The sequence below is a fragment of the Frankia sp. AiPa1 genome (genome assembly GCF_023243075.1).
Classification (GTDB): domain Bacteria; phylum Actinomycetota; class Actinomycetes; order Frankiales; family Frankiaceae; genus Frankia.
Genome location: NZ_JALKFZ020000002.1, coordinates 82,035 through 101,954, shown reverse-complemented (window position 1 = coordinate 101,954; position 19,920 = coordinate 82,035). Strand labels below are relative to the sequence as shown.

14 protein-coding genes are annotated in these 19,920 nt (G+C 73.5%); 9 read left to right on the top strand and 5 right to left on the bottom strand.

Going from position 1 to position 19,920, the window contains the following annotated elements; genetic code table 11:
- Window positions 1-161: 161 nt before the first annotated feature.
- Entirely contained in the window at window positions 162-920 is a 759-nt protein-coding gene (locus tag MXD95_RS01695; protein WP_250638701.1) for a spheroidene monooxygenase, read from the bottom strand.
- Window positions 921-1,052: 132 nt separating this feature from the next.
- Complete coding sequence (locus tag MXD95_RS01690; RefSeq protein WP_250638700.1) at window positions 1,053-5,063, bottom strand: BTAD domain-containing putative transcriptional regulator; 4,011 nt, start codon at window positions 5,061-5,063, stop codon at window positions 1,053-1,055.
- A gap of 410 nt (window positions 5,064-5,473) precedes the next feature.
- Here MXD95_RS01690 and MXD95_RS01685 point away from each other — a divergent pair, with 410 nt between their 5' ends.
- The 8 genes from MXD95_RS01685 to MXD95_RS01645 all read left to right on the top strand — a co-directional run bounded on the left by MXD95_RS01685 (window position 5,474) and on the right by MXD95_RS01645 (window position 13,540).
- Entirely contained in the window at window positions 5,474-6,199 is a 726-nt protein-coding gene (locus tag MXD95_RS01685; RefSeq protein WP_250638699.1) for a hypothetical protein, read from the top strand.
- Window positions 6,200-6,411: 212 nt separating this feature from the next.
- Window positions 6,412-6,888, top strand: coding sequence for an SAV_6107 family HEPN domain-containing protein (locus MXD95_RS01680; protein WP_285223483.1), 477 nt, complete (start codon window positions 6,412-6,414; stop codon window positions 6,886-6,888).
- Window positions 6,889-6,894: 6 nt separating this feature from the next.
- The gene (gene imuA', locus MXD95_RS01670; protein WP_250638698.1) at window positions 6,895-7,590 is read left to right on the top strand and encodes a DnaE2-dependent mutagenesis accessory factor ImuA'; all 696 of its coding nucleotides are present in this window, start codon (window positions 6,895-6,897) and stop codon (window positions 7,588-7,590) included.
- A 101-nt stretch (window positions 7,591-7,691) separates the two neighbouring features.
- Window positions 7,692-10,343 (top strand): error-prone DNA polymerase, encoded by a 2,652-nt coding sequence (locus MXD95_RS01665; protein ID WP_480024031.1) that lies wholly within the window; start codon window positions 7,692-7,694, stop codon window positions 10,341-10,343.
- 90 nt (window positions 10,344-10,433) lie between these two features.
- The gene (locus MXD95_RS01660) at window positions 10,434-10,577 is read left to right on the top strand and encodes a hypothetical protein (protein WP_250638697.1); all 144 of its coding nucleotides are present in this window, start codon (window positions 10,434-10,436) and stop codon (window positions 10,575-10,577) included.
- Between the two features lie 110 nt (window positions 10,578-10,687).
- On the top strand, window positions 10,688-11,689 hold the full coding sequence (locus MXD95_RS01655; protein WP_250638696.1) for a methyltransferase domain-containing protein: 1,002 nt from the start codon (window positions 10,688-10,690) through the stop codon (window positions 11,687-11,689).
- Window positions 11,689-12,975: a DNA polymerase IV gene (gene dinB, locus MXD95_RS01650; RefSeq protein ID WP_285223481.1), complete on the top strand. Its 1,287-nt coding sequence runs from the start codon at window positions 11,689-11,691 to the stop codon at window positions 12,973-12,975. Before MXD95_RS01655 ends, dinB begins: the two co-directional genes overlap by 1 nt.
- A 154-nt stretch (window positions 12,976-13,129) precedes the next feature.
- Window positions 13,130-13,540 (top strand): SCO2097 family morphological protein, encoded by a 411-nt coding sequence (locus MXD95_RS01645; RefSeq protein ID WP_250638695.1) that lies wholly within the window; start codon window positions 13,130-13,132, stop codon window positions 13,538-13,540.
- Window positions 13,541-13,585: 45 nt separating this feature from the next.
- Here MXD95_RS01645 and MXD95_RS01640 read toward each other — a convergent pair whose 3' ends face one another.
- From MXD95_RS01640 to MXD95_RS01630, 3 genes are read right to left on the bottom strand one after another with little or no spacing between them, the layout of a single operon-like run.
- Window positions 13,586-16,126 (bottom strand): transglutaminase TgpA family protein, encoded by a 2,541-nt coding sequence (locus MXD95_RS01640; RefSeq protein ID WP_250638694.1) that lies wholly within the window; start codon window positions 16,124-16,126, stop codon window positions 13,586-13,588.
- The gene (locus MXD95_RS01635) at window positions 16,123-17,565 is read right to left on the bottom strand and encodes a DUF58 domain-containing protein (RefSeq protein WP_250638693.1); all 1,443 of its coding nucleotides are present in this window, start codon (window positions 17,563-17,565) and stop codon (window positions 16,123-16,125) included. Before MXD95_RS01635 ends, MXD95_RS01640 begins: the two co-directional genes overlap by 4 nt.
- 8 nt (window positions 17,566-17,573) lie before the next feature.
- Window positions 17,574-18,602 (bottom strand): AAA family ATPase, encoded by a 1,029-nt coding sequence (locus MXD95_RS01630; RefSeq protein ID WP_250638692.1) that lies wholly within the window; start codon window positions 18,600-18,602, stop codon window positions 17,574-17,576.
- A gap of 645 nt (window positions 18,603-19,247) precedes the next feature.
- On the opposite strand from MXD95_RS01630, the gene mraZ reads away from it, so the two are divergent.
- The gene (gene mraZ / locus MXD95_RS01625; protein ID WP_250638691.1) at window positions 19,248-19,679 is read left to right on the top strand and encodes a division/cell wall cluster transcriptional repressor MraZ; all 432 of its coding nucleotides are present in this window, start codon (window positions 19,248-19,250) and stop codon (window positions 19,677-19,679) included.
- Window positions 19,680-19,920 lie beyond the last annotated feature (241 nt).

The following is a 19,920-nucleotide window of genomic DNA, read 5'->3' as shown; positions in this document are numbered from 1 at the left end:
CGTGCGCGGCGCGGCACGGGGGTGCAGCGGCGGCACGCGGGTACCTGGGCCCGGTGGCCGTCGGACCCGTCCACGGTGCCGAACCGCGGTCAACGGAACGTCAACGGCGCACGCTCCGCGGGCGGGCCGGCGCCGCCGGCTCGCGGATCTTCAACGGACCGTCAACCTGGGGTCGGGGCCAGGTGCAGCAACGGGTCGCGTCCCCCGAGCGTGCCCCGGGAGGCGAGCACGGCGAACCGGGCGAACAGCTCCTCGCTGTACCAGCCGACCTCCGGGGTGCGCCGGACGACCTCGGCGTGGGCCGGTCGGCCGTAGGCGAACCGGCGCAGCGAGCTGACATCCCGCCACAGACTGAACGTCCCCGTCAGGCCCACCGGTGCCTCCCCGATGCCGGCGGAGAACAGCAGCCCGTCGGCCTGGGCGAGGTCGGCCACCACCGCCGGCACGGCCCGCCGGAAGGTGAGGGTGTGCCGGGCGGCGAGCCGAGCGCGGGTGATCACCGCGATCTGGGCGTCGTCGGGGGCGCCGGGGCCGTGGGCGGCGGCCGGGTCGCCGAACGGCTCACGGCGCGACCAGCGTCCGCGCGACGACAGCGGGTGCAGGTCGATGCGCCAGCGTTCCTCGGCGAGCGCCGCCCAGGCCCGGATCGGCGCGGAGCGCTCGAACGAGCGCGCCGCCGACGGGGTGTCCCAGACCGCCACCATCGCCCACTGGCACGGGTCGGCCCCGCGCATCCCGAGACTGCTCGCCGACCCCGTGCCCAGCAGTCTGGCGAACCGCAGCCCACTGACGTGACGCAGCGTCGAGCGATCGGCGGCGACCCTGGCCAGGGCATGGCCGACCCGGCGGCGGGGCACCCGCCAGAAGTCGACGGTCACCAGCAGCGCGCCAGCCCCTGGCGTACCGGCCAGGCCCGTCATCGATGTCCCCGGCCCGCCCGCATGCCTCTCATCGGCATCTCCGTCGCTGTCGCGTCCCGCGGTTCTCGCGTCCCCGCGGCCCTTGTGTCCAGGCCCCCGCGCCTCATGAACTCCGGTTCCGCACGCATCCGGTCACCCCCCCATGGAGGTCAGCCGCACCACACCGTCGAAGGCGGTGCCGTATTTGCGGGCGAACGCCGTGGCCACCGCCTCGACTCCCTCGGCCTCGGCCGTCTCGCGTCCCGTGCCCAGGTGGGGGTCCGCGCCGGCGCGCTCGGCCGGCCTGGCACCGCTTTCGCCGCGCAGCGGCACCACGCGCCAGCGCCCGGTGCCGCCCAGGGGATGCGCGCCGGCGGCGGGCAGGGTGGCGACGAGACCATCGGGTCCGCCGCGCAACAGGTCGTGCAGGTCGGCGCAGTGCAGGTACGCGACCCCGTCCATGCGGACGTACGCGCAGCGCACCTCGCGCACCTCGCGCACGTCCGCGTCGGCCGGGGAGACGCGCAGTGGAACGCGCAGATAGTCGTCCAGCGCCATGCTGCCGGGCGGGGTCCAGAGCCGGTCGAAGTGCTGCTCGACGAACTGGACGAGGGTGGAGGAGATCGTCGCCTCGTGTTGGGTGGTGGCGGCCGAGGAAACCCCGATCGGGAAGCTCGACACCAGCGCTCCGGTGTCCCAGCGGTGGTAGCTGGCCAGGGGCTGCTCGGCATAGAGCCGTACGCCGAGGCGGGCCCGCCCCACCGGATCGAGCCGGGCGCGCAGCTCGGCGAGGGCCAGCAGGTTCGCCCGGATCAGCGCCGAGACGTCGACCCGGTGGGCGAGGTCGGCGGCCCGCGTCGCCGCGGCCGGCGCGTCCGGATCGAGCAGCAGGACCTGCACGATCGCCCCGGCTTCGACGGCGAGCAGGAGAGCGTCGGCGAAGGCGTCGCGGTGCGGCGGGAGGGCCAGGTCCGTCCAGGTGTTCAACAGCCGCACACTGCGCCGGGAGCTCGCCACCCGGGCGGTGAACTCCGCCGGGTCGAACGCGCCGAGCAGCCGCCCGCCGGTGAACTGGGTGGCTTCGGTGGTCAGCGGCGCGGACAGCCGGCGCTCGGCGGCGGCGAGCTCGGTGGATCCGCGTTCGCGCAGCAGGGTGACCCCCTGCTGCCAGGACCGGCGCGCGGCGGGCTGGTCGCCGAGTTCCGCCAGGATGTCGCCGCGGCGGACCAGCACGCGCGGCTCCCATACCGGGTCGGGCAGGTCCGCGAGCATCGGCAGGCTCTCGTTGTAGGCGGTCAGCGCCTGGTCGGGCCGGTGCTGGTGGCGGTAGAGGTCGCCGAGGCGGCGCTGGGCCTGCGCCCGCAACGGGCGGCTGGCCAGCTCCCGGGCGATCGACAGACTCATCGTCAGACAGGTGATGGCGTCGGCGAGCTCGCCGCGATCGCCATGAGCCATGGCGAGGCTCACCAGCGTCTCCGCCTCGGCGCGACGGGCGCCGGTGCGGCGCATCGTCGACAGTCCCGCCTCGAAGTGTTCCACCGCGCGCGCCCGGTCCCCTCTGCCGCGACAGACACTGCCCAGCCCGCGTACGGCCCGGGCCTCCCCGAGATCGTCACCCAGGCCGGCAAGGATCTCGCGGGCTCGGCTGAACCGCTCCATGGCCAGCGCCAGCCGGTCGGCGGCACCTCGGTCGACAGCCACCGCCGGCTCCGCGCCGGGATCGCCACCGGCGGCGTCGAGGCGCCAGAACGCCTCCTCGAAGGCCAGGGTGATCTCCCGCTCGCCGAGGTTGGTCAGCAGTTCCGCCTCGGCCCGACGATGGCCGCCGCGGCGCGCCGCGGCCAGGCCCAGCTCGTGGGAGCGGGCCCAGTCCGCCCAGTGCGCCCCGAACAGGTAGAAGTCGGTCGCCTCGGCGGCGAGCAGCCAGGTCGGCTGGTCGAGGCCACCTGCGTAGGCCTGCTCCATCAGCGCGAGCAGGTTCGACCGCTCGGCGGCGAACCAGCCCAGCGGCTGGCGCGTCAGCTCGGCGAGCGCGGCGCCACCGATGCGCGCCGCGCCGCGCTCGGCGAACAGGGCCGGCGCGTCCCCGGCGGGCAGGGCCGCCCGCGCCGCGCCGGGACTGAAGGTGTCGACCGCCGCGCGCAGCATCACCAGATAGGCGTACAGCAGCCGGCCGAGCGCCGCGGCGTGTTCGGTCGACAGCATCACCGGCAGGGTGCCCGGACGATCCGTCACCGCGGCAGCGACCCGGGAGCCGCGCTCGGCGACATCGGCGGCGACACCACTTTCGGGCCGGTCCCCGGTCCGTTCGTCGGGCCAGTCCGCGGACCGCTGGCTATGGCTGTCGTCCGCGGGGCCGGTCTCCTGCTCCCGAGCGAACACGCGCAGCAGCTCGTGTAGGCCGTACCGCTCGGTCCCGGTCGGGTCCAGGCCGCGCCGCTCCAGGAGCTGGGCGTCGGCGAGCCGGTCCAGGACGTCCTCGGCCTCGTCCACCTCGACGGCAAGCACCGCGGCGGCGGCCCAGGCGGTGAAGTCGTTGACCGCGGGCAGGGACAGCAGACGGAAGGCGCGCTGCTCGTCGGGCCGCCGGCCGTCGTAGCTCAGCCGGAAACTGGCCCGGATCTCCAGGTCGCCGAGTTCCAGCCAGGTCAGTCGGTCGCGTTCCACCCCGAGGCGGGTCACGATCCGCGACAGCCGCCAGTGCGGGTGGGCGGCGAGCTTGCGCCCGGCGATCTGGATCGCGAGCGGCAGGTAGCCGCACAGGCCGACGATGTCGCGGGCGGCCTTCTCCTCCGCGCCCACCCGCGCCGCGCCGACCACCTTCTCCAGCAGCTCCACCGCGTCGTCCGGGATGAGAACGTCCACCACCCAGCACGGCATGGCGAGCCCCTGCAGGCGAGTCCGGCTGGTGACGAGTACCGCGCAGCCCGGGCTTGACGGCATCAGCGGGCGCAACTGCGCCTCGTTCGCCGCGTTGTCCAGGATGATCAGAGCCCGCCGGGTGGACAGCAGCTGCAGGTACATCTCGTGCAGGTCGTCGGGGTCGGCCGGCACCGCCGCCCGGCTCACCCCGAGCGCCTGGACGAACCGGGTCAGCACCCGGGTCGGCTCCAGCGGGCCTCTGGTGCCGCGCAGGTCCACGTACAGCACGTCGGTGAAGGCGGCCCGGACCTGATGCGCGATCCGCACGGCCAGGGCGGTCTTGCCCGTCCCGGCCTTGCCGGCGAACGCGGTGGCCACGGTGCCCCGGGCCAACGCCGCCTCGTCCGTCAGCAGCGCCAGGGTACGGGCCTGGAGGGTGTCCCGTCCGGTGTACTCCTCGACGTCCGGTGGCAGGGAATGACCACTGCCGGTCGGCGGTGTCACGGTGGTGCGCCGCTCCAGCGACCGCGGTGGTGTCCAGGCCAGCGACGGCGCGGCCCGCAGCACGTCCTCCTGCAGCCGGCGCAGCATCGGCGACTCCAGCCCCAGCTCGTGCCGGGCCGCGAGACCCTCCCGGCAGGCCCGGTTCGCCTCGTCGACCCGGCCCTCGCGATAGAGGGCGAGGACCAGTTCGTGGCGCAGTCCGTCGTCGGTGGGATGCCGGTCGACCTGCATTTTCAGCTCGCCCAGAACCTCCCGGTGCCGGCCCAGGGCCAGATCGGCGGCGAGCCTGGTCTTCGTCACGTCCAGCTGCAGTTCGGTGAGCGCGGTGACGTAGCTGTGGGCGAACGGATGGTCTGCCACGTCCGCGAGCGACGGCCCGCGCCACAGCGACTGGGCCTCCTGTAACGGGGCGATCGCGCTGACCGGGTCGCCGTCCTCCATCGCGCGGCGCCCCTGGGCGAGCAGGCGACGGGCCCGGTGCGCGTCGATCTGCTCGGGATGGACGTCGAGAAGATAGCCCTCGCCCCGGCGCTGCAGCACGCGGGGCTCGGGGCCCGACTCGATCCGACGCCGCAGCTCGCTGATGTGCGTGCGCAGCGTGGCCTTCGCCCGGTCCGGCGGCATGTCCCGCCAGATCGCCTCCAGCAGTCGGTAGATCGGCACGGTCTGGCCGACCTCGAGCAGTAGCACGGTCAGCAGCACCTTGCGCTGGGTGCCGCCGAGCACCAGCGGCACTCCGGCCGCGGTGACCTCCAACGGACCGAGGATGGCGAACTGCAGACTGTCGCGTTCGGGCATCGGATCCTCTCGTCCGGTCCGCTCGCCGCGCGCGCCGGCTGCCACCCGCGACGCCAAGCGATGAGTGTCCACCGCAGAGTGCTCCGTGAGGGGACGGCCCGGCAACCACCGATGCGACCCGATCGGTGTCGCCTGCGCGTCAGAGCCATCGCGCCCACGTGCGCGACCGGGTCGCGATGGTGCCAGCTCTGGCCTGGCGCGGTGCGCTGACCACGGATTTTCCGGCCTTCGGCCGTTGGCCCGCGGCCCGCGGCGCGCCTGCGGTCGACCGGATCAACGAATTCTCAACGGATGCGGTTGACGTGTGGGGGACAGGCTGTTGATCCCGTGGGAGTCCACTGGCGGCACACAGAAACCAAGGACGACGGACGACCGGCGGGCGGCCGGTCGGTGCTGCGGAGGTGGGACGGATGACCACGGCAGTGACGAGAGCTCCGGAGCGCGAGCCGGTGCGGGAGCTTCCCCGGCGGGCCGGCGGCCTGCCGCACGAGCTGTTCCTGCGGGACGCCGCGGGCGGCCACGGCGGGGCGGTCCGGCAGGTGTGGGTCGAGGCCGATGAGGTCGGGGTGCTTGCCGACTGGGACTCCCAGGAGCGGGTCGAGCTGATGGTGGCGGGGCGGCCGTTCGTGCTGGAGCTCGACCTCGACGGCCAGGGGGTTCGCCTGGTCGAGCCAATGGGACGGATCCCGGTCGCGGTCTTCGCCCGGCAGCGGGTCGGCGGCCGGGTGCGGCTGGCGGACGGGACGGTGCTGCGCTGGCTCCAGCCGACCCGCGGGTCCTTCGACAGCGGGCTGGTGGGACATCGGGATGCCAACATCATCCGGTTTGCCATGGACGGGACGGCGCTCGTCTTCGCCGCCATCGACCTGTTCAACCCGCCGCCACGGCGGCCGTCGCGCTCGCAGCTGCCCCCGTGGCCGCTGTTGTCGGTGTCGTCGCGGTTCGCGCGCTGGCCGGGGCGGGCTCCGAGCGCGGGTTCGGGGGATACCTGTCGGGGGGATCTCCCGGACCCGCGGCGGGGCTGGTTGCCCGACATGCTCGGGCTGCTGGTGCTCGGCTGGTTCCTGCGCCTGCTGGAACTGCGTCCCGCCTTGGCTGCCGATGCCCGCTCGGGCGATCGCCACCTGGGTGTTTGACGGGTCGGCCGGAGCGAGCTACCTTCCAGATATTCGAACCTTTGTTCGACTTCGGGGAGGGCGTCATGGCTCCTGACAGGTCACTCGGTGGCGGTGCAGTCGGTGGCGGTGCAGTCGGTGGCGGGGCGGCCGGTCACAGGGCAGCCGGTCGCAGAGCGGCCGGTGACGGAGCACCCGGCCGGCAGCCGGTCGGGTCCGCCCGGGGGGAGGGTATGCGTGCCGGGGCGCCGGGGCGTGCCCTGCTGCCCGCCGCCGGGCTTCCGCGCCGCTCCCGGGACGAGCTGCTCGCAGCGGCGTGGCGAGGTCTCGGTGAGGCTGAGTACGCCACCCGCATCCCGCAGCGTTACGCCCTGGCCCATCTCGCCGCGCTGCGGGCGGCGGCCGCGGTGCTGGCCGACCGGGCGCAGCCCCGGCCCGGCCGCCGTGGCCGGCCGTTGAGTGCCTGGCGCCTGCTCGTTCGGGTGGCTCCCGAGCTGGGCGAGTGGGCGGACTTCTTCGCGGCGGGCGCCGGGCGGCGGGCCGCCGCCGAGGCCGGGCTGAACGTGGTGGGCCGCCGCGAGGCCGACGACCTGATCCGCCAGGTCCATCTGTTCCTCGGCGCTGTGGAAAGCATGCTCGGGCTGCCGTCCCAGCCAGCGCTGGCCGGCGGCGGGCCCATGGCGCCCGTGCGGCCGGCGCGGCGGGGGTAGGCCGGCGTGGCTGCTCCGGCGGCGCTGGCCGCCCTGCAGGAGATCGCGCACAGCCCCGTGCGGCGGGCCGCCCATGCCGGTGAGCGTCTGGTGCCGGTGGCATCCGCCCTGGCCGCGATTCTGCCCGAGGCGGGGCTGCGCCGAGGGACGACCGTCGCGGTCACCGGCTCCGCCTCGCTGGTGCTGACATTGCTGAGCGCTCCCTCCCAGGCTGGTGCCTGGTGTGCGGTGGTGGGGTTCGCCCAGCTCGGCCTGCTCGCGGCGGCTGAGACGGGGATCGTGCTGGAGCGGCTCGCCCTCGTACCGGCGCCGGGGCCGCGCTGGCCGGTGGTCGTGGCCGCGCTGCTCGATGCCATGGATGTCGTGGTGGTCCGCCCGCCGGCGCGGGCCGGGTCGGCGGGTCGGCGGCTGATGGCCCGGGCGCGCGAGCGCGGGGCGGTCCTGGTAGCCGTGGGCGCCTGGGAGGGGGCCGATCTGTGCCTGGTAGCTCTCGAACGGCGCTGGGACGGCGTCGGCGCCGGGCACGGTCACGTGCGGGTGGGCGACCTGCTGGTGGAGGCGTCCGGGCGGGGCGCGGCCCGTCGGCCCCGCCGCGCCTGGCTGTCCGACGCCTTGCTGGCTGACCGGGAGCCGGCCGATGGTGAGCCGGCCGTGGGTGGCCCGCCGCCGGCGGTGCGGCTGCGTCCGATGGAGGTGGCCTGAAGTGGCGGTTCGCGTGCTCGCCGTGCACTACCCGGACTGGCCGGTCCTGGCCGCCGGCGCTACGGAGGACCTGCCCACCGCGGTGCTTGCCGCCGGGCAACGTGGCGGTGGAGATCACCGACCACGGCCATCCGGGCGAGACGGATCGCAACGATGCCCTCGCGGCGCTCGCGCTTGCCGCGGGGCTGCCCCTGGTGGCGACCGGCAACGTCCACTATGCGGTGCCCGGCGCGGCCCGGCTCGCCGCGACGATGGCCGCGGTCCGGGCCCGGCGCAGCCTGGACGAGATGGACGGCTGGCTGCCGGCGGCGGGAACCGCGCACCTGCGCTCCGGGGCTGAGATGGCCGCCCGCTTCGCCCGCTACCCCGGCGCGGTGGAGCAGGCCGCCCGCATCGGTGCCGCGTGCGCCTTCGACCTGCAGTTGGTCGCGCCCCGGCTGCCCGACTTCCCCGTCCCGCCGGGGCACACCGAGGCCAGCTGGCTGCGGCTGCTGACCATGCAGGGCGCGGTGCGGCGCTACGGCCCGGCCGGCCGGGAGCGGGTCGCCGGTGCCTACGACCAGCTCGCCCACGAGCTGACCCTGATCGAGCAGCTTGGTTTCCCCGGCTACTTCCTCATCGTCCACGACATCGTCGAGTACTGCCGTCGGCACCGGATCCTCTGCCAGGGGCGGGGATCGGCGGCGAACTCGGCGGTCTGCTACGCCCTGGGCATCACCGGGGTGGACGCGGTCTCCTTCGGCCTGCTGTTCGAGCGGTTTCTCGCGCCCGAGCGGGACGGGCCGCCCGACATCGATCTGGACATCGAGTCCGGGCGGCGCGAGGAGGTGATCCAGTACGTCTATCGACGCTACGGGCGGTCCCGGGCCGCGCAGGTCGCCAACGTGATCACCTACCGGCGGCGGTCGGCGGTGCGGGACGTCGCCCGGGCGCTGGGATTCTCCCCGGGCCAACAGGATGCCTGGTCCCGCCAGCTCGACCGGTGGTCCCTGCCCACCCGGTCCGCCCTGCCCGCCCAGCCCACCCAGACCGCGGTGCCCGGACAGTCGATCATCGGGCCGGAGCATGACATCCCGTCCGCGGTCACCCGGCTCTTCGAGCAGCTGCAGGGATTTCCCCGGCACCTGGGCATCCACTCCGGTGGCATGGTCATCTGCGACCGGCCGGTCGGGGAGGTGGTCCCGGTCGAGTGGGCCCGGATGCCCGGGCGGACGGTCATCCAGTGGGACAAGGACGACTGTGCCGCCGCCGGCCTGGTCAAGTTCGACCTGCTCGGCCTCGGCATGCTCGCGATGCTGCACAAGGCGTTCGACCTCATCCGCGACCACCACGGGCGTGACCTGGACCTGTCCTCGATCCCGCCGGAGGACCCCGCAGTCTACGACATGCTCTGCGCAGCCGACTCCGTCGGGGTGTTCCAGGTGGAGAGCCGGGCGCAGATGGCGACGTTGCCCCGGCTGCGGCCCCGCCGGTTCTACGACCTGGTGATCGAGGTGGCGCTGATCCGGCCGGGGCCGATCCAGGGCGGCTCGGTGCACCCCTATATCCGCCGGCGTAACGGGGCTGAGGAGGTGACCTACCCACATCCGCTGCTGCGTCGCAGCCTGGCCAAGACCCTGGGCGTTCCCCTGTTCCAGGAGCAGTTGATGCAGATGGCGATCGACATCGCCGGGTTCTCCCCGGCGGAGGCGGACGAGCTGCGCCGGGCCATGGGATCCAAACGGTCCGCCGAGCGCGTCGGGCGGCTGCGCGGCCGGCTCTACGCCGGGATGGCGGCGAGCGGCATCACCGGCGCGCTGGCCGACGACCTGTACACGAAGCTGTCCGCCTTCGCGAACTTCGGGTTTCCCGAGAGCCACTCGGTGAGCTTCGCGCTGCTCGTGTATGCCAGTTCCTGGATCAAGCTCTACTACCCGGCGGTGTTCTGCGCCGCGCTGCTGAACGCGCAGCCGATGGGCTTCTACTCGCCGCAAAGCCTCGTCGCCGACGCCCGTCGGCATGGCGTCGAGGTCCTGCGACCCGACGTCAACGCCTCGGCGGCGCAGGCGAGCCTGGTCGGTGTGCCGCCTCGGGTCCGCCTCGGGCTCGCCGGGGTCCGGCGGGTGGGGGAGGACCTGGCTCGGCGCATCGTCGAGCTCCGCCGCGCGGACGGTCCCTACACGGACATGGCGGATCTCGTCCGCCGGACCGGCGTGACCGTCGACCAGGTCGAGGCGCTCGCCACCGCCGGCGCGTTCGCCTGCTTCGGGCTGGCCCGGCGTGAGGCGCTGTGGGCGGCGGGCGCGGTGGCGCAGGCCCGGCCAGACCGTCTCGACGACATGGTCTTCGGCGCCGACGTCCACACGGTCGCGCCGTACCTGCCGGGGATGAGCGCGGTCGAGGAGTCGGTGGCCGACCTGTGGGCGACTGGGATCACCGTTGCGGGTTATCCGACCCGGTTCCTGCGGGAACGGCTCGTGGCCCAGGGCGTGACCGCGGGTCGGCGCGTTCTCGTCGCCGGGATCGTCACCCATCGGCAGCGCCCGGCGACCGCGGCCGGGACCACCTTCGTGAACCTGGAGGACGAGACCGGTCTGGTGAACGTGATCTGCTCGCCCGGTATGTGGGCCCGGCACCGCACGGTGGCACGGACGGCGACGGCCCTCATCGTGCGGGGGCGGGTCGAACGGGCCGCGGGAGTGGTCAACGTGATCGCCGAGCGGATGTGGTTGTTGCCGGTCGCGGCACCCCGACAGTCCCGGGACTTTAGATGATCCACATGCCGTTGACCGGTACTTCGTGTCACCATCGTTCACTATCAGTCAGCGATCGGGTGCTGTTGGTGGCAGGGAGGGAGATCGTCGATGCGGGACATGCAGGTGCTCAGGGACGTACCGGCGCTGCGGAGCGCCTGGGCGCCGCGCCATGCCTGGACGCTGTCCGTGTTCGGGTTGACACTGGGTGGGCTCGCGGTCGGTCTTGCGATCGGTCTCGTCGCCGGTCGCTGAGCCGCGCCGGCACAGCGGGCTGCACGGGAGTGAGCCGCAGCGCGGCGGGCAACAGCGGAGTGGGCCGCAGTGCGGCGGGCAGAGGAACGGCGGGGCAGGGGAGTCGACACGTGAGCGGATATCCGGCCGATCCAGCCCGAGAGTGCGGCGCCCCCGTGGGCAGTTCCGCCGGTCGAGCCGAGGCTGCCGGCGTCGCCGCTGGTTCTGCCGGAGGTGTCGATGTGCGGCAGGCGGCGATCTGGTCCGGGGTGTGGGCGCTGCTGGCGGACGGCGTGGGCGCGGGCCGAGCGGCCGGTGGCGGACTCGGCGCCGGGAATCGCAGTGAAGATCGTGGTGGGCAGGGTGGGGACCGGGTGGGCATGTCCGTGCCGCTGGTCGTGGACGCCGGTGGCGGAAGCGGCGGGTTCGCTGTGCCGATCGCGGCAGCCGGCTATCCGGTAACCGTCGTCGATCCCTCCCCCGACGCACTCGCCGCCCTGCGCCGGCGGGCGGACGAACGCGGCCTCGGCGATCGGATCACCGCGGTCCAGGGGGATCTCGGTGATCTGCGTACCCTCGTTGGGGACGGCCGAGTCGACCTGCTGCTGTGCCACTCGGTCCTCGATGTCGTGGACGACCCGTCCGCCGCGCTGGCGCAGGCGCTGCGGGTGCTGCGACCAGGTGGGGCGCTCAGCCTGCTTGTCGCCGGACGGGCTGGCGCGGTGCTGCACCGCGCCGTGGCCGGGCGGCTGGACGAGGCGCTCGCCGTGTTCGGCGGCGAAATGCCGCGCGTGCCCCGACCGGCGCGGCGGTTCTGCGTGGCCGAGGCCATCGCGCTCGTCCAGACGGCCGGAGGGGAGGTTCTCGACGTGCACGGCGTGCGGATCTTCGCCGATCTGGTGCCCGGCGAGCGGCTGGCCGATCCTCGCGTGGCCGAGAGTCTACGACGACTGGAGCTCGCGGCCGCCGGGCATGAGCCGTACCGGAATTTCGGCGCCCAGCTGCACGTGCTGGCCCGCCGCCCAGGAGACACCTCCACCCACAGCCACAAAGGCACCCACCGCCGCAAAGACACGTTCGCGGACGTCGAGGCGGAGCGAGCAGTGCCGACCGGCGGGACGGGTGCCTCCTGATGGTCGCCGCCGCGGGCCGGGGCACACCCCCGGTATCGGGCGAGAGCCCGGTTGCGCAGGTCGACAGCACGGTTCTGCACGTCGACATGGACGCGTTCTTCGCGTCTGTCGAGCTGCGGCGCCGGCCGGAGCTGCGGGGCCGGCCGATGGTCGTGGCGGGTGGCGGGCGTGGCGTCGTCCTATCCGCGACCTACGAGGCACGCGCCTACGGCGTGCGCAGCGCCATGCCGATGGGCCAGGCCCGGCGGCTGTGCCCGACGGCGGTGGTCGTCCCACCCGATCACCATGCCTACCGGGCCGCGTCCAGGGAGATCATGCGAGTCTTCCGCGAGTTCACTCCGCTGGTCGCGCCGCTGTCCGTGGACGAGGCCTTTCTGGACGTGGCCGGTGCCCGTGGCCTGTTCGGCTCCGCCCCCGACATCGCCGCGGCCATTCGCCGCCGGGTCGCGACCGAACAGGGCCTGACCTGCTCGGTCGGTGTCGCTCCGACGATGTTCGTCGCCAAGATCGCGTCGACCCGGTGCAAGCCCGACGGGCTTGCTGTCATCGCCCCGGAGCAGGTTCTCTCCTTCCTGCACCCGCTGCCGACCGGGGCGTTGTGGGGAGTCGGGCCGCGGGCCGAGGCGACGCTCGCTCGGCTCGGGCTGCGCACGATCGGGGACATCGCGGGGACATCGCTCGACACGTTGCGCCGGTCCCTCGGCGATGCCGTGGGCACCCACCTGCACCGGTTGTCCTGGGGAGTCGACCCGCGGCGAGTGGAGCCGGAGCGCACTGATGTGACGATCGGCGCCGAGCGGACCTTCGCCGCCGACAGCAGCGATGCCGCGATGCTCGCCCGCGAGCTCCTGCTCCTGTCCGGGCGGGTGGCCGGGCAGCTACGCCAGCGGCGACGCCGGGCCCGGACACTCGCCGTCAAGGTCCGCTATGCCGACTTCCGCACCATCACCCGATCACGGACCCTGCACGAGGCGACCGATGTGACCCGGACGGTCCACAGCACCGCCCTCGACCTTGTCACGGAGCTCGGCCTACAGGGCTCGGGAATTCCGGCCGTGCGACTGCTGGGCATCCGCGCCGGCAGCCTCGTGGAGGCCGAGAGCTCCGGGCGTCAGCTCCTGCTCGGCGAACGGCCCGCCGGATGGGCGGAGCTGGATCGGGTCACCGACCGAGCCCGTTCGCGGTTCGGGATGGACGCCGTCGGCCCGGCCTCCCTGCTGCGGACCCCAGGTGGATCCGGTTCGCACCGTACGGGCGGGTTCGGTGCTTCCAGTGGAGGGGCGTAAGTATGAACGGCGCGGCTTCGGGCACGGTAGGGAGAAGAGGGAATGCCGCGGTTCCGGCCGTCATGACGGGTTGCCTACCGCAGTCGTCGCGGCACGCCTATTCTTGGTTGTGCGGGCCCGTCCCCGCGGGTCTGAGGTCGTGGGAGGAGCGTCGATGCCGCTCTCGGAGAACGAGCAGCGCCTTCTGGAGCAAATCGAGCGCGCTCTCGTCGAGGATGATCCAAAGTTCGCCAGCGCGGTCCGGTCGACGGACCCCCGCACCTACCTGTTGCGCCGGGTGCGTCGTAGCGCGGTCGTCTTCCTGCTCGGGCTCGCGGTTCTGGTTGTCGGCGTCGTGCTCAATCGGGTGCCGCTCACCGTCATCCTGGGCATCCTCGGGTTCGTGATGATGCTCTTGGCCGCCCTGCGCGGCGCCGCCGACCTGCGGCGGATCAGCGGCCGGGAGACGGGAGGGCGCCGTCCGGCCGGTCGAATCCGCGGCGGGAAGTCCCGTCCTCGGGTCCGGGCGTCGTTCATGGAACGGGTGGAGGAGCGCTGGCGCCGCCGCTGGGAAGACCGCCCCTGAACCTGCCCGCCCCTGAACCTGCCCGGCGTTGCGTGGCGCCAGTTCTCAGCGGCAGTTGGTGACGACCGGTTGCGACCCGGTTTCGGTGTCCGTGCGGTCCGGGGCCCGGGCGCCGGTGGGATCCGCCTGATCGGCGCTGGCGTGGCCAGAGTCCTCGGTGACCTGGGGTGAGCGTCGGAAGCGACTCGCACCGTCGCGACCGCCGCGCAGTACCGACGGGGGCGCCAGACGTGCCATGATCCGCCGGCCACGCGGGGCGACCGACCACAGAGTTTCCGTCGCGACCATGACGTCCTTCGTGATCTCGGCGGGCGGTGGCGGCCCGGCGAGATCGGCGGGCGCATAGCGGGCTCGCTCCTCGGCCGCCGCGAGCCGCTCCAGCGCCTCGCGCGCCTGCGGGTAGGCGGACGGCAGCGGTGAGGCGGGTTCGACCGGGCCGCGCTCGGCCGGCTCGGCATCCAGGTAGCTGGCCAACCGGGTGATCCCGCCCCGTGGGGAGTCGCTGGGCCGGATCGTGATCCCCAGGTCGGCAGCGACGTCCAGCAGCTCCGCCCAGGCATCGTGCACCTGGCCGACGGAACCGCCCGGATCCGTGGCCGGGCCGGGTCCACCGGCATGCCGACCGGGACGCAGCCGGGCCCGCCGGCGCCGCAGGCGCACCAGCGCCGGCACGCTCAGCAGGAGCAGCAGCGGCGCCGCGGCGACCAGCAGGGCGAGGGTCCACGTGGGCAGGCCAGAGCCCCTGGCGTCGATGGGGGCACCCGTCGGGGTGTCCGATGCGCCGTCGCCGACGGTTGGGGTCGGCGACGGCGTCGGATCTGTCTGCGCGCCGGTGGTCGGTTCGGGCTCGGGTGCGACCTGGGACTGCGGCCCGGGTGCGAGCCCCAAACCATCCGGGTCCGCGACGCCGGCCGGGGCGTAGGTGGGGGTGGTGGTCGCGCCGTCGGCGCGGCGGGTCGGTTCGAATCCGAGCCAGCCCAGGGTGGGGAACCAGACCTCGGGCCAGGCGTGCGCCTGGCGGTTGGTGACCAGGTAGCTGCCGTCGGGCTGCCGTTCACCTGGCACGAAACCGATCGCCACCCGCGCGGGTACGCCCAGCATCCGCACCAGTACGGTCATCGCCGAGGCGAACTGCTCGCAGTAGCCACGGTGCGTCACGAACAGGAACCTGGCGAGGGCTCCCTCCTGCGTGGTGGGCGCGCCCTGAAGGTCGTAGGTGAACACCGAGCTGCGCAGGTACTCCTGGACCGCGTACACCTTGTCATAGGTGGTGCGGGCGTCCTGGGTGATGGTGGCGAGCAGGCCACGCAGCCGGTTGTCGAGGTCCGACGGCAGCGCGGTGTCGACCGTCAGGCTCGCCGGGACGGAGCCGGTCGCCGACTCCAGCTGGGTCCGGGTCGGGTTCGGAATCACCGCCTCGACCTGGTAGCTCGCACCGGCCGTCGACGTCCGAGTAGAGAAGATCGTTCCGGTGGGGCTGGCGAGGCGCCAGTCGCCGGCCAGGCCCTTGATCTTTGTTGGGATGCCGGGAACGGGCAGGTACAGCTCGTTGAACCGGCTGGCGACCGAGATGTCGGCGCTGGTGGTGGCGGTCTGCCCGCCCACCTGCGGTTTCGGCAGGCCCTCGCTGACCCGGTCGTCGCGGGTGGCGTTGAGCGCGCGCAGGGTGAACAGCTGGCCGTCGAAGTTCTCCAGCGCCGTCAGACGCAGGTAACGCGGGGTGCTGGTCGTCACCCGCAGCAATGGGACAGTGGCATCGGCGTGCAGCTGCTGGCTGACCGACACGATCGGCTGCACGACACTGGCGGAGCTTGGCCCGTCCCCGGCGCCGTAGCCGCTTTTGCGGGACACCAGACCGGCGCCGTCGAGAGACGGCAGCCCCAGAGGCACCGTAAACGCGACCAGCAACGCGACGAGGGACACCCCAAGCGCGGTCACGGCCGCCCGAGGTCCGAAGGGCTCGCCGGCGCGCCGCTCGGCGCTCGCGCCGGCGGACACGGTTCGCCCCCACCGGCCGACCGCCAGTCGCCCGTCGAGCAGCAGCAGTCCGACGAAGCTCACCGTGCCGAGCAGGAACGGCACGGCGCCGACACCGCCGGGCAGGATGGCGGCGGACACGGCATACAGGGCCAGTAGCGGCAGCCCGCCCAGCGTTGGGCGTTCCAGGGTCACCACGATCAGCTCGACGAGCATGGTCGTGAGGTAGACGCCGACGACGATAAGCACCACCAGGCCGGGCCGGTGCGGTACCGGAGTGGCCAGCCGGGAGATGTCCGAGCCGCCGTCGCTGATGAGCGCGCGAAGGGTGCGCACGGTCAGCGGGGTCGGGATCACCCCGAGCACCGCCGTGCCACGGGCGCTCAGCGCGGTCACGGTGACGACGAGGCCGGCGAGGCTCACCAGCAACCGTGCCGCGACCGGCAGCCGCAGTAGCCGGCTCGCCGCCGCTGTCGACACGGCGACGACCACCGCGATCGCCACCGGGACCAGCCACCAACGGGTCCCATCGAACAGCCGTGACAGCGCGCTGGTCGACAGCAGGCAGGCTCCCGCGCTGACCGCGGTGGGTATCAGGCGGGTGTTCACCGCTGGACCCCGGATCCAGCCGGGATCGCCGGCCCGTCGGGGCCGACCGGGAAACCGGGACCGCCCGGACCTGCCCGGCCGGGCGGTTCGGGTGCCACGCCGAGGCCGGCCGCGGCACCCGGTCGCGCGGCCTGACCCCAGGCTGCCCGGCCGCTGTTTCTGGTGCCGGTCGTGCCGCCGCCCCGGCCGCGCGCGGACGACCCGCCGCCACCCGGCCACAACGCGGCCAGACGCGCCCCGCGCGGCGCGACGATCACGGCCCACCCGGCGCGCGACAGCATGGTCCGCACGGTGGCATCTTCGCCCTCGGCCGACGCGGGAGCCTGCGCGGGATCCCAGCTGGTCACGTCCACCAGCACGGCGATCGCCGGCGCCCCGGCAGGGCGCAGCCCGCACAGGACCTTGGCCAGAGCCGGTTCGGTTCGCCCCAGCACCGCCACAATCATCGCGCCCCGATCAGCGCCGGGGCGGCGCATCGCGGCGAGCGCGGGATGCAGGGACTCGGCGTTCGAGGGGGTGAGTGTGGACAGCTCGTCGAGCAACCCGGACACGGCCGTCCCGGCGATGGTGGTGACCGGGCCACGGTCGGTGATCAGACGGACTCGGTTTCCGCTGCGGGCCAGGTGCAGGCCGATTCCGCCCACCGCGCTGACCGCCCACTCGAAGGCATCCGAGTCGGCGGCGCCGGGCCAGGCTCGGGCCCGGGTGTCGAGCAGGATCGTGGCGGCGCTGGTGTGCGGGTGCTCCTCCCGGCGGACCATCAGCTCGCCGGAGCGCGCCGTCGTCTTCCAGTGCACCTTGCGCAGGTCGTCGCCCGAGCGATACGGGCGGGTGGTGGACTCGTCGTCGCCGGCAGGGCCGCTGGTACGGCGCTGTTCGGCGTGCTGGCTGGCGAACCCGTGCGGCCGAGCTGACGGGAGCCGCTCGATCGCCGGGGCCACGACGAGCTCGTCAAGGCTGCGGAAACTGCGCGAGAGCTCGCACAGGCCGAACGGGTCGCCGAGGCGGATCGCCATCGGGCCGATCTGGTACCGCCCCCGCGCCGCCGCCCGCAGCGCATAGGAAAGGTCACGCCGACCGCCGGGCTCGACCCGGTCGAGAACGAATCGGGCTCCGCCGCCGAGCCCGGAACCGGCGGTGTCCTCGACGAGCAGGACCGAGGAGGGCGAGCGGCTGACGTTCTCCATCTGGATTCGTACGGCCACCCGGTCGCCGACGGTGACGCGGCGTGGCTCGAGCCGCCGGGTGCACGACAACCGGTAGCGGGTACGGGAGACGACCGCGGCCGCGGCCAGCGGGAGGCTCGCCAGCAGGATGCCGATGCGGAGCAGGTCCTGCTCTCCGAGCAGAACCGCGGACACGATGCAGGCCGCCCCGGCCGCAAGGAACGAACGCCCCCGGATGGTCAGGCCACGCAGCGCCGCGACGAAGTCCCGCACCCGGAGCTCTAACGGCCGTGCCGCGGCGGGCGTGCCCCGCCGGGCCGCACAAGGGGCACCCGATCCAGGATGTCGGCCAGGACACGGGTGCAGATGTCCGTCGCCGGCTCGCCGGAGAGCAGGATCTCCGGATGGGCGAGCAACCGGTGGGCCAGCACCGGGATGGCCATGGCCTGGACGTCGTCGGGCAGCACGAAGGCCCGCTCTTCCAGCGCCGCCCGCGCCCGCGCGGATCGGATGAGATGCAGCGCCGCGCGCGGGGATGCGCCCAGCGCCACGTCGGGATGCGTGCGGGTGCCGCCGACGAGATCGACGATGTACTGGCGGACCTCGGGGGAGACGTGCACCGTGCGCACCAGGGAGATGAGGCGGGCGACCTCGGCGGCGTCGGTGACCGGCGAGACGCCGGCGAGCGGGTTGGCGCGGCCGTGGGAGTCGAGCATCGCCATCTCGGCCGCGGGTGACGGGTAGCCCATCGAGATCCGGGCGGTGAACCGGTCCCGCTGGGCCTCGGGCAGTGCGCGGGTGCCCTCCATCTCCACCGGGTTCTGGGTCGCGATCACCATGAACGGCGACTCCAGCCGGTAGGTGATGCCATCGACGGTGACCTGGTGCTCCTCCATGCATTCCAGCAGGGCGGACTGTGCCTTGGGCTCGGCGCGGTTGATCTCGTCGCCGACGACGATGTTCGCGAAGACCGGGCCGGGGCGGAACTCGAAGTCCCGGGTGCCCTGGTTGTAGACGCTCACGCCGGTGACGTCGCTGGGCAGCAGGTCGGGGGTGAACTGGATCCGCCGCACCCGTGCGTCGATCGAACGGGCCAGCGCCTTGGCCAGCATCGTCTTGCCGACGCCGGGCACGTCCTCGATGAGGAGGTGGCCCTCGGCGAGCAGCACGACGAGCGCGGTGGTGATCGCCTCGCCCTTGCCGTCGATGACGGTCTCGACCGAGGCGCGCACGCGCCCGGCGACGTCGGCGAGATGACCGATGTCGGTCACCGGGTCGCGCCAGTGACGCAGACCAGGGTCGGTCACCACCAGTTTCCCCCCTTCGGGAGCGTGTCCTACGGATGCCAGGTCATTCGAGTGCCCGAGTCGTCCAAGTCCCAGATCCTTTGAGCGCACAGGTCGTTCGGGTGCCCAGGTCGTCCGGGTGTCGTGACGGCGGCGCGCTCGGCAGCCGACCGCGCGCGGACGGGCGACCGACGCCGGGCGGTGCGCGGCCGGTTCCGGCGGAGCCCGTTCCTTCCGAGTGTGACATCCGCGGGGGCCCCACAGGCGCCGGTGGTCGGGATTCTCCTTCCTGATCGGATAGGTAACGGACTGATGACAAGCCGGCGATACGGGGTCGTCCGGCCGGCGCCGAGGTCCGGGCGGACCCCCGGGTGAGGGTCGCCCGCCCGGGCCGGGGCCGTTCCACCGACGTGCGAACCAGTCGACAACGCCGTTGCAGGTAGGGGGGTTTACCGCCGGTTTTTCGCGGTTTATACCACCCCGTAACAGGGCATAGCGGCCGCCCGCTGATGGAGTGTTCCTGGAGGGTTGGGGCGGGGTGTCGAGGGGGTGTTGGGTGGGGGGGAGTGGAGTAGAGTGGTGCGTAGTGGGGGGCATCGGCACTCGGGTGGCCGTCCTGGGTGACCAGGCGCCCTCCTCCCGGGTAGTGGCGGGGAGGCCGAGGGCGCCGTGTTCCTCGGCAGTCACACGCCACGGCTCGACGACAAGGGGCGGCTGACCCTGCCCGCGAAGTTCCGGGACGAGTTGGAGGGGGGACTTGTGATCACCAAGGGGCAGGAGCGCTGCCTGTACGTCTTCCCGATCGCGGAGTTCACCCGGATCAGCGAGTCCCTGCGTACGGCTCCGGCCACCGCCAAGGCGCTGCGTGACTACAGCCGGATCTTCTTCTCGTCGGCCGCCGATGACGCGCCGGACAAGCAGGGGCGGATCACCATCCCCGCCCCGCTGCGCGCCTACGCGGGGCTTGCCCGCGAGTGCGTCGTGAACGGGGCGAACACTCGCGTCGAGGTCTGGGCCGCCGAACGTTGGGCCGCCTACCTGGAAAGCCAGGAAGAGTCCTTCGCCGAGCTGTCCGAGGAGGTCCTGCCCGGAGTGATCTGAGTCGCCCCGGACCTCGCGATCCGCGTGCCGCAGGCCACCTGCGCCCGCACCGTGTCCGCGTGCACCGGCCACCCCTTCCCCGGCGGCCGGCGTGTGGCGGGTGTGGTCGTCGGCGCCGGGCAGCGCTGCCGCTGTCGGGGGTCACCGGTCCGCCGCCTGTGGTGCCCGTGCGCCGCGCCCGGGTGCGTCGCCGCACTGCGACGAGCCCGTCACGCACATCTAGAAGACACCCCTCCAGGGA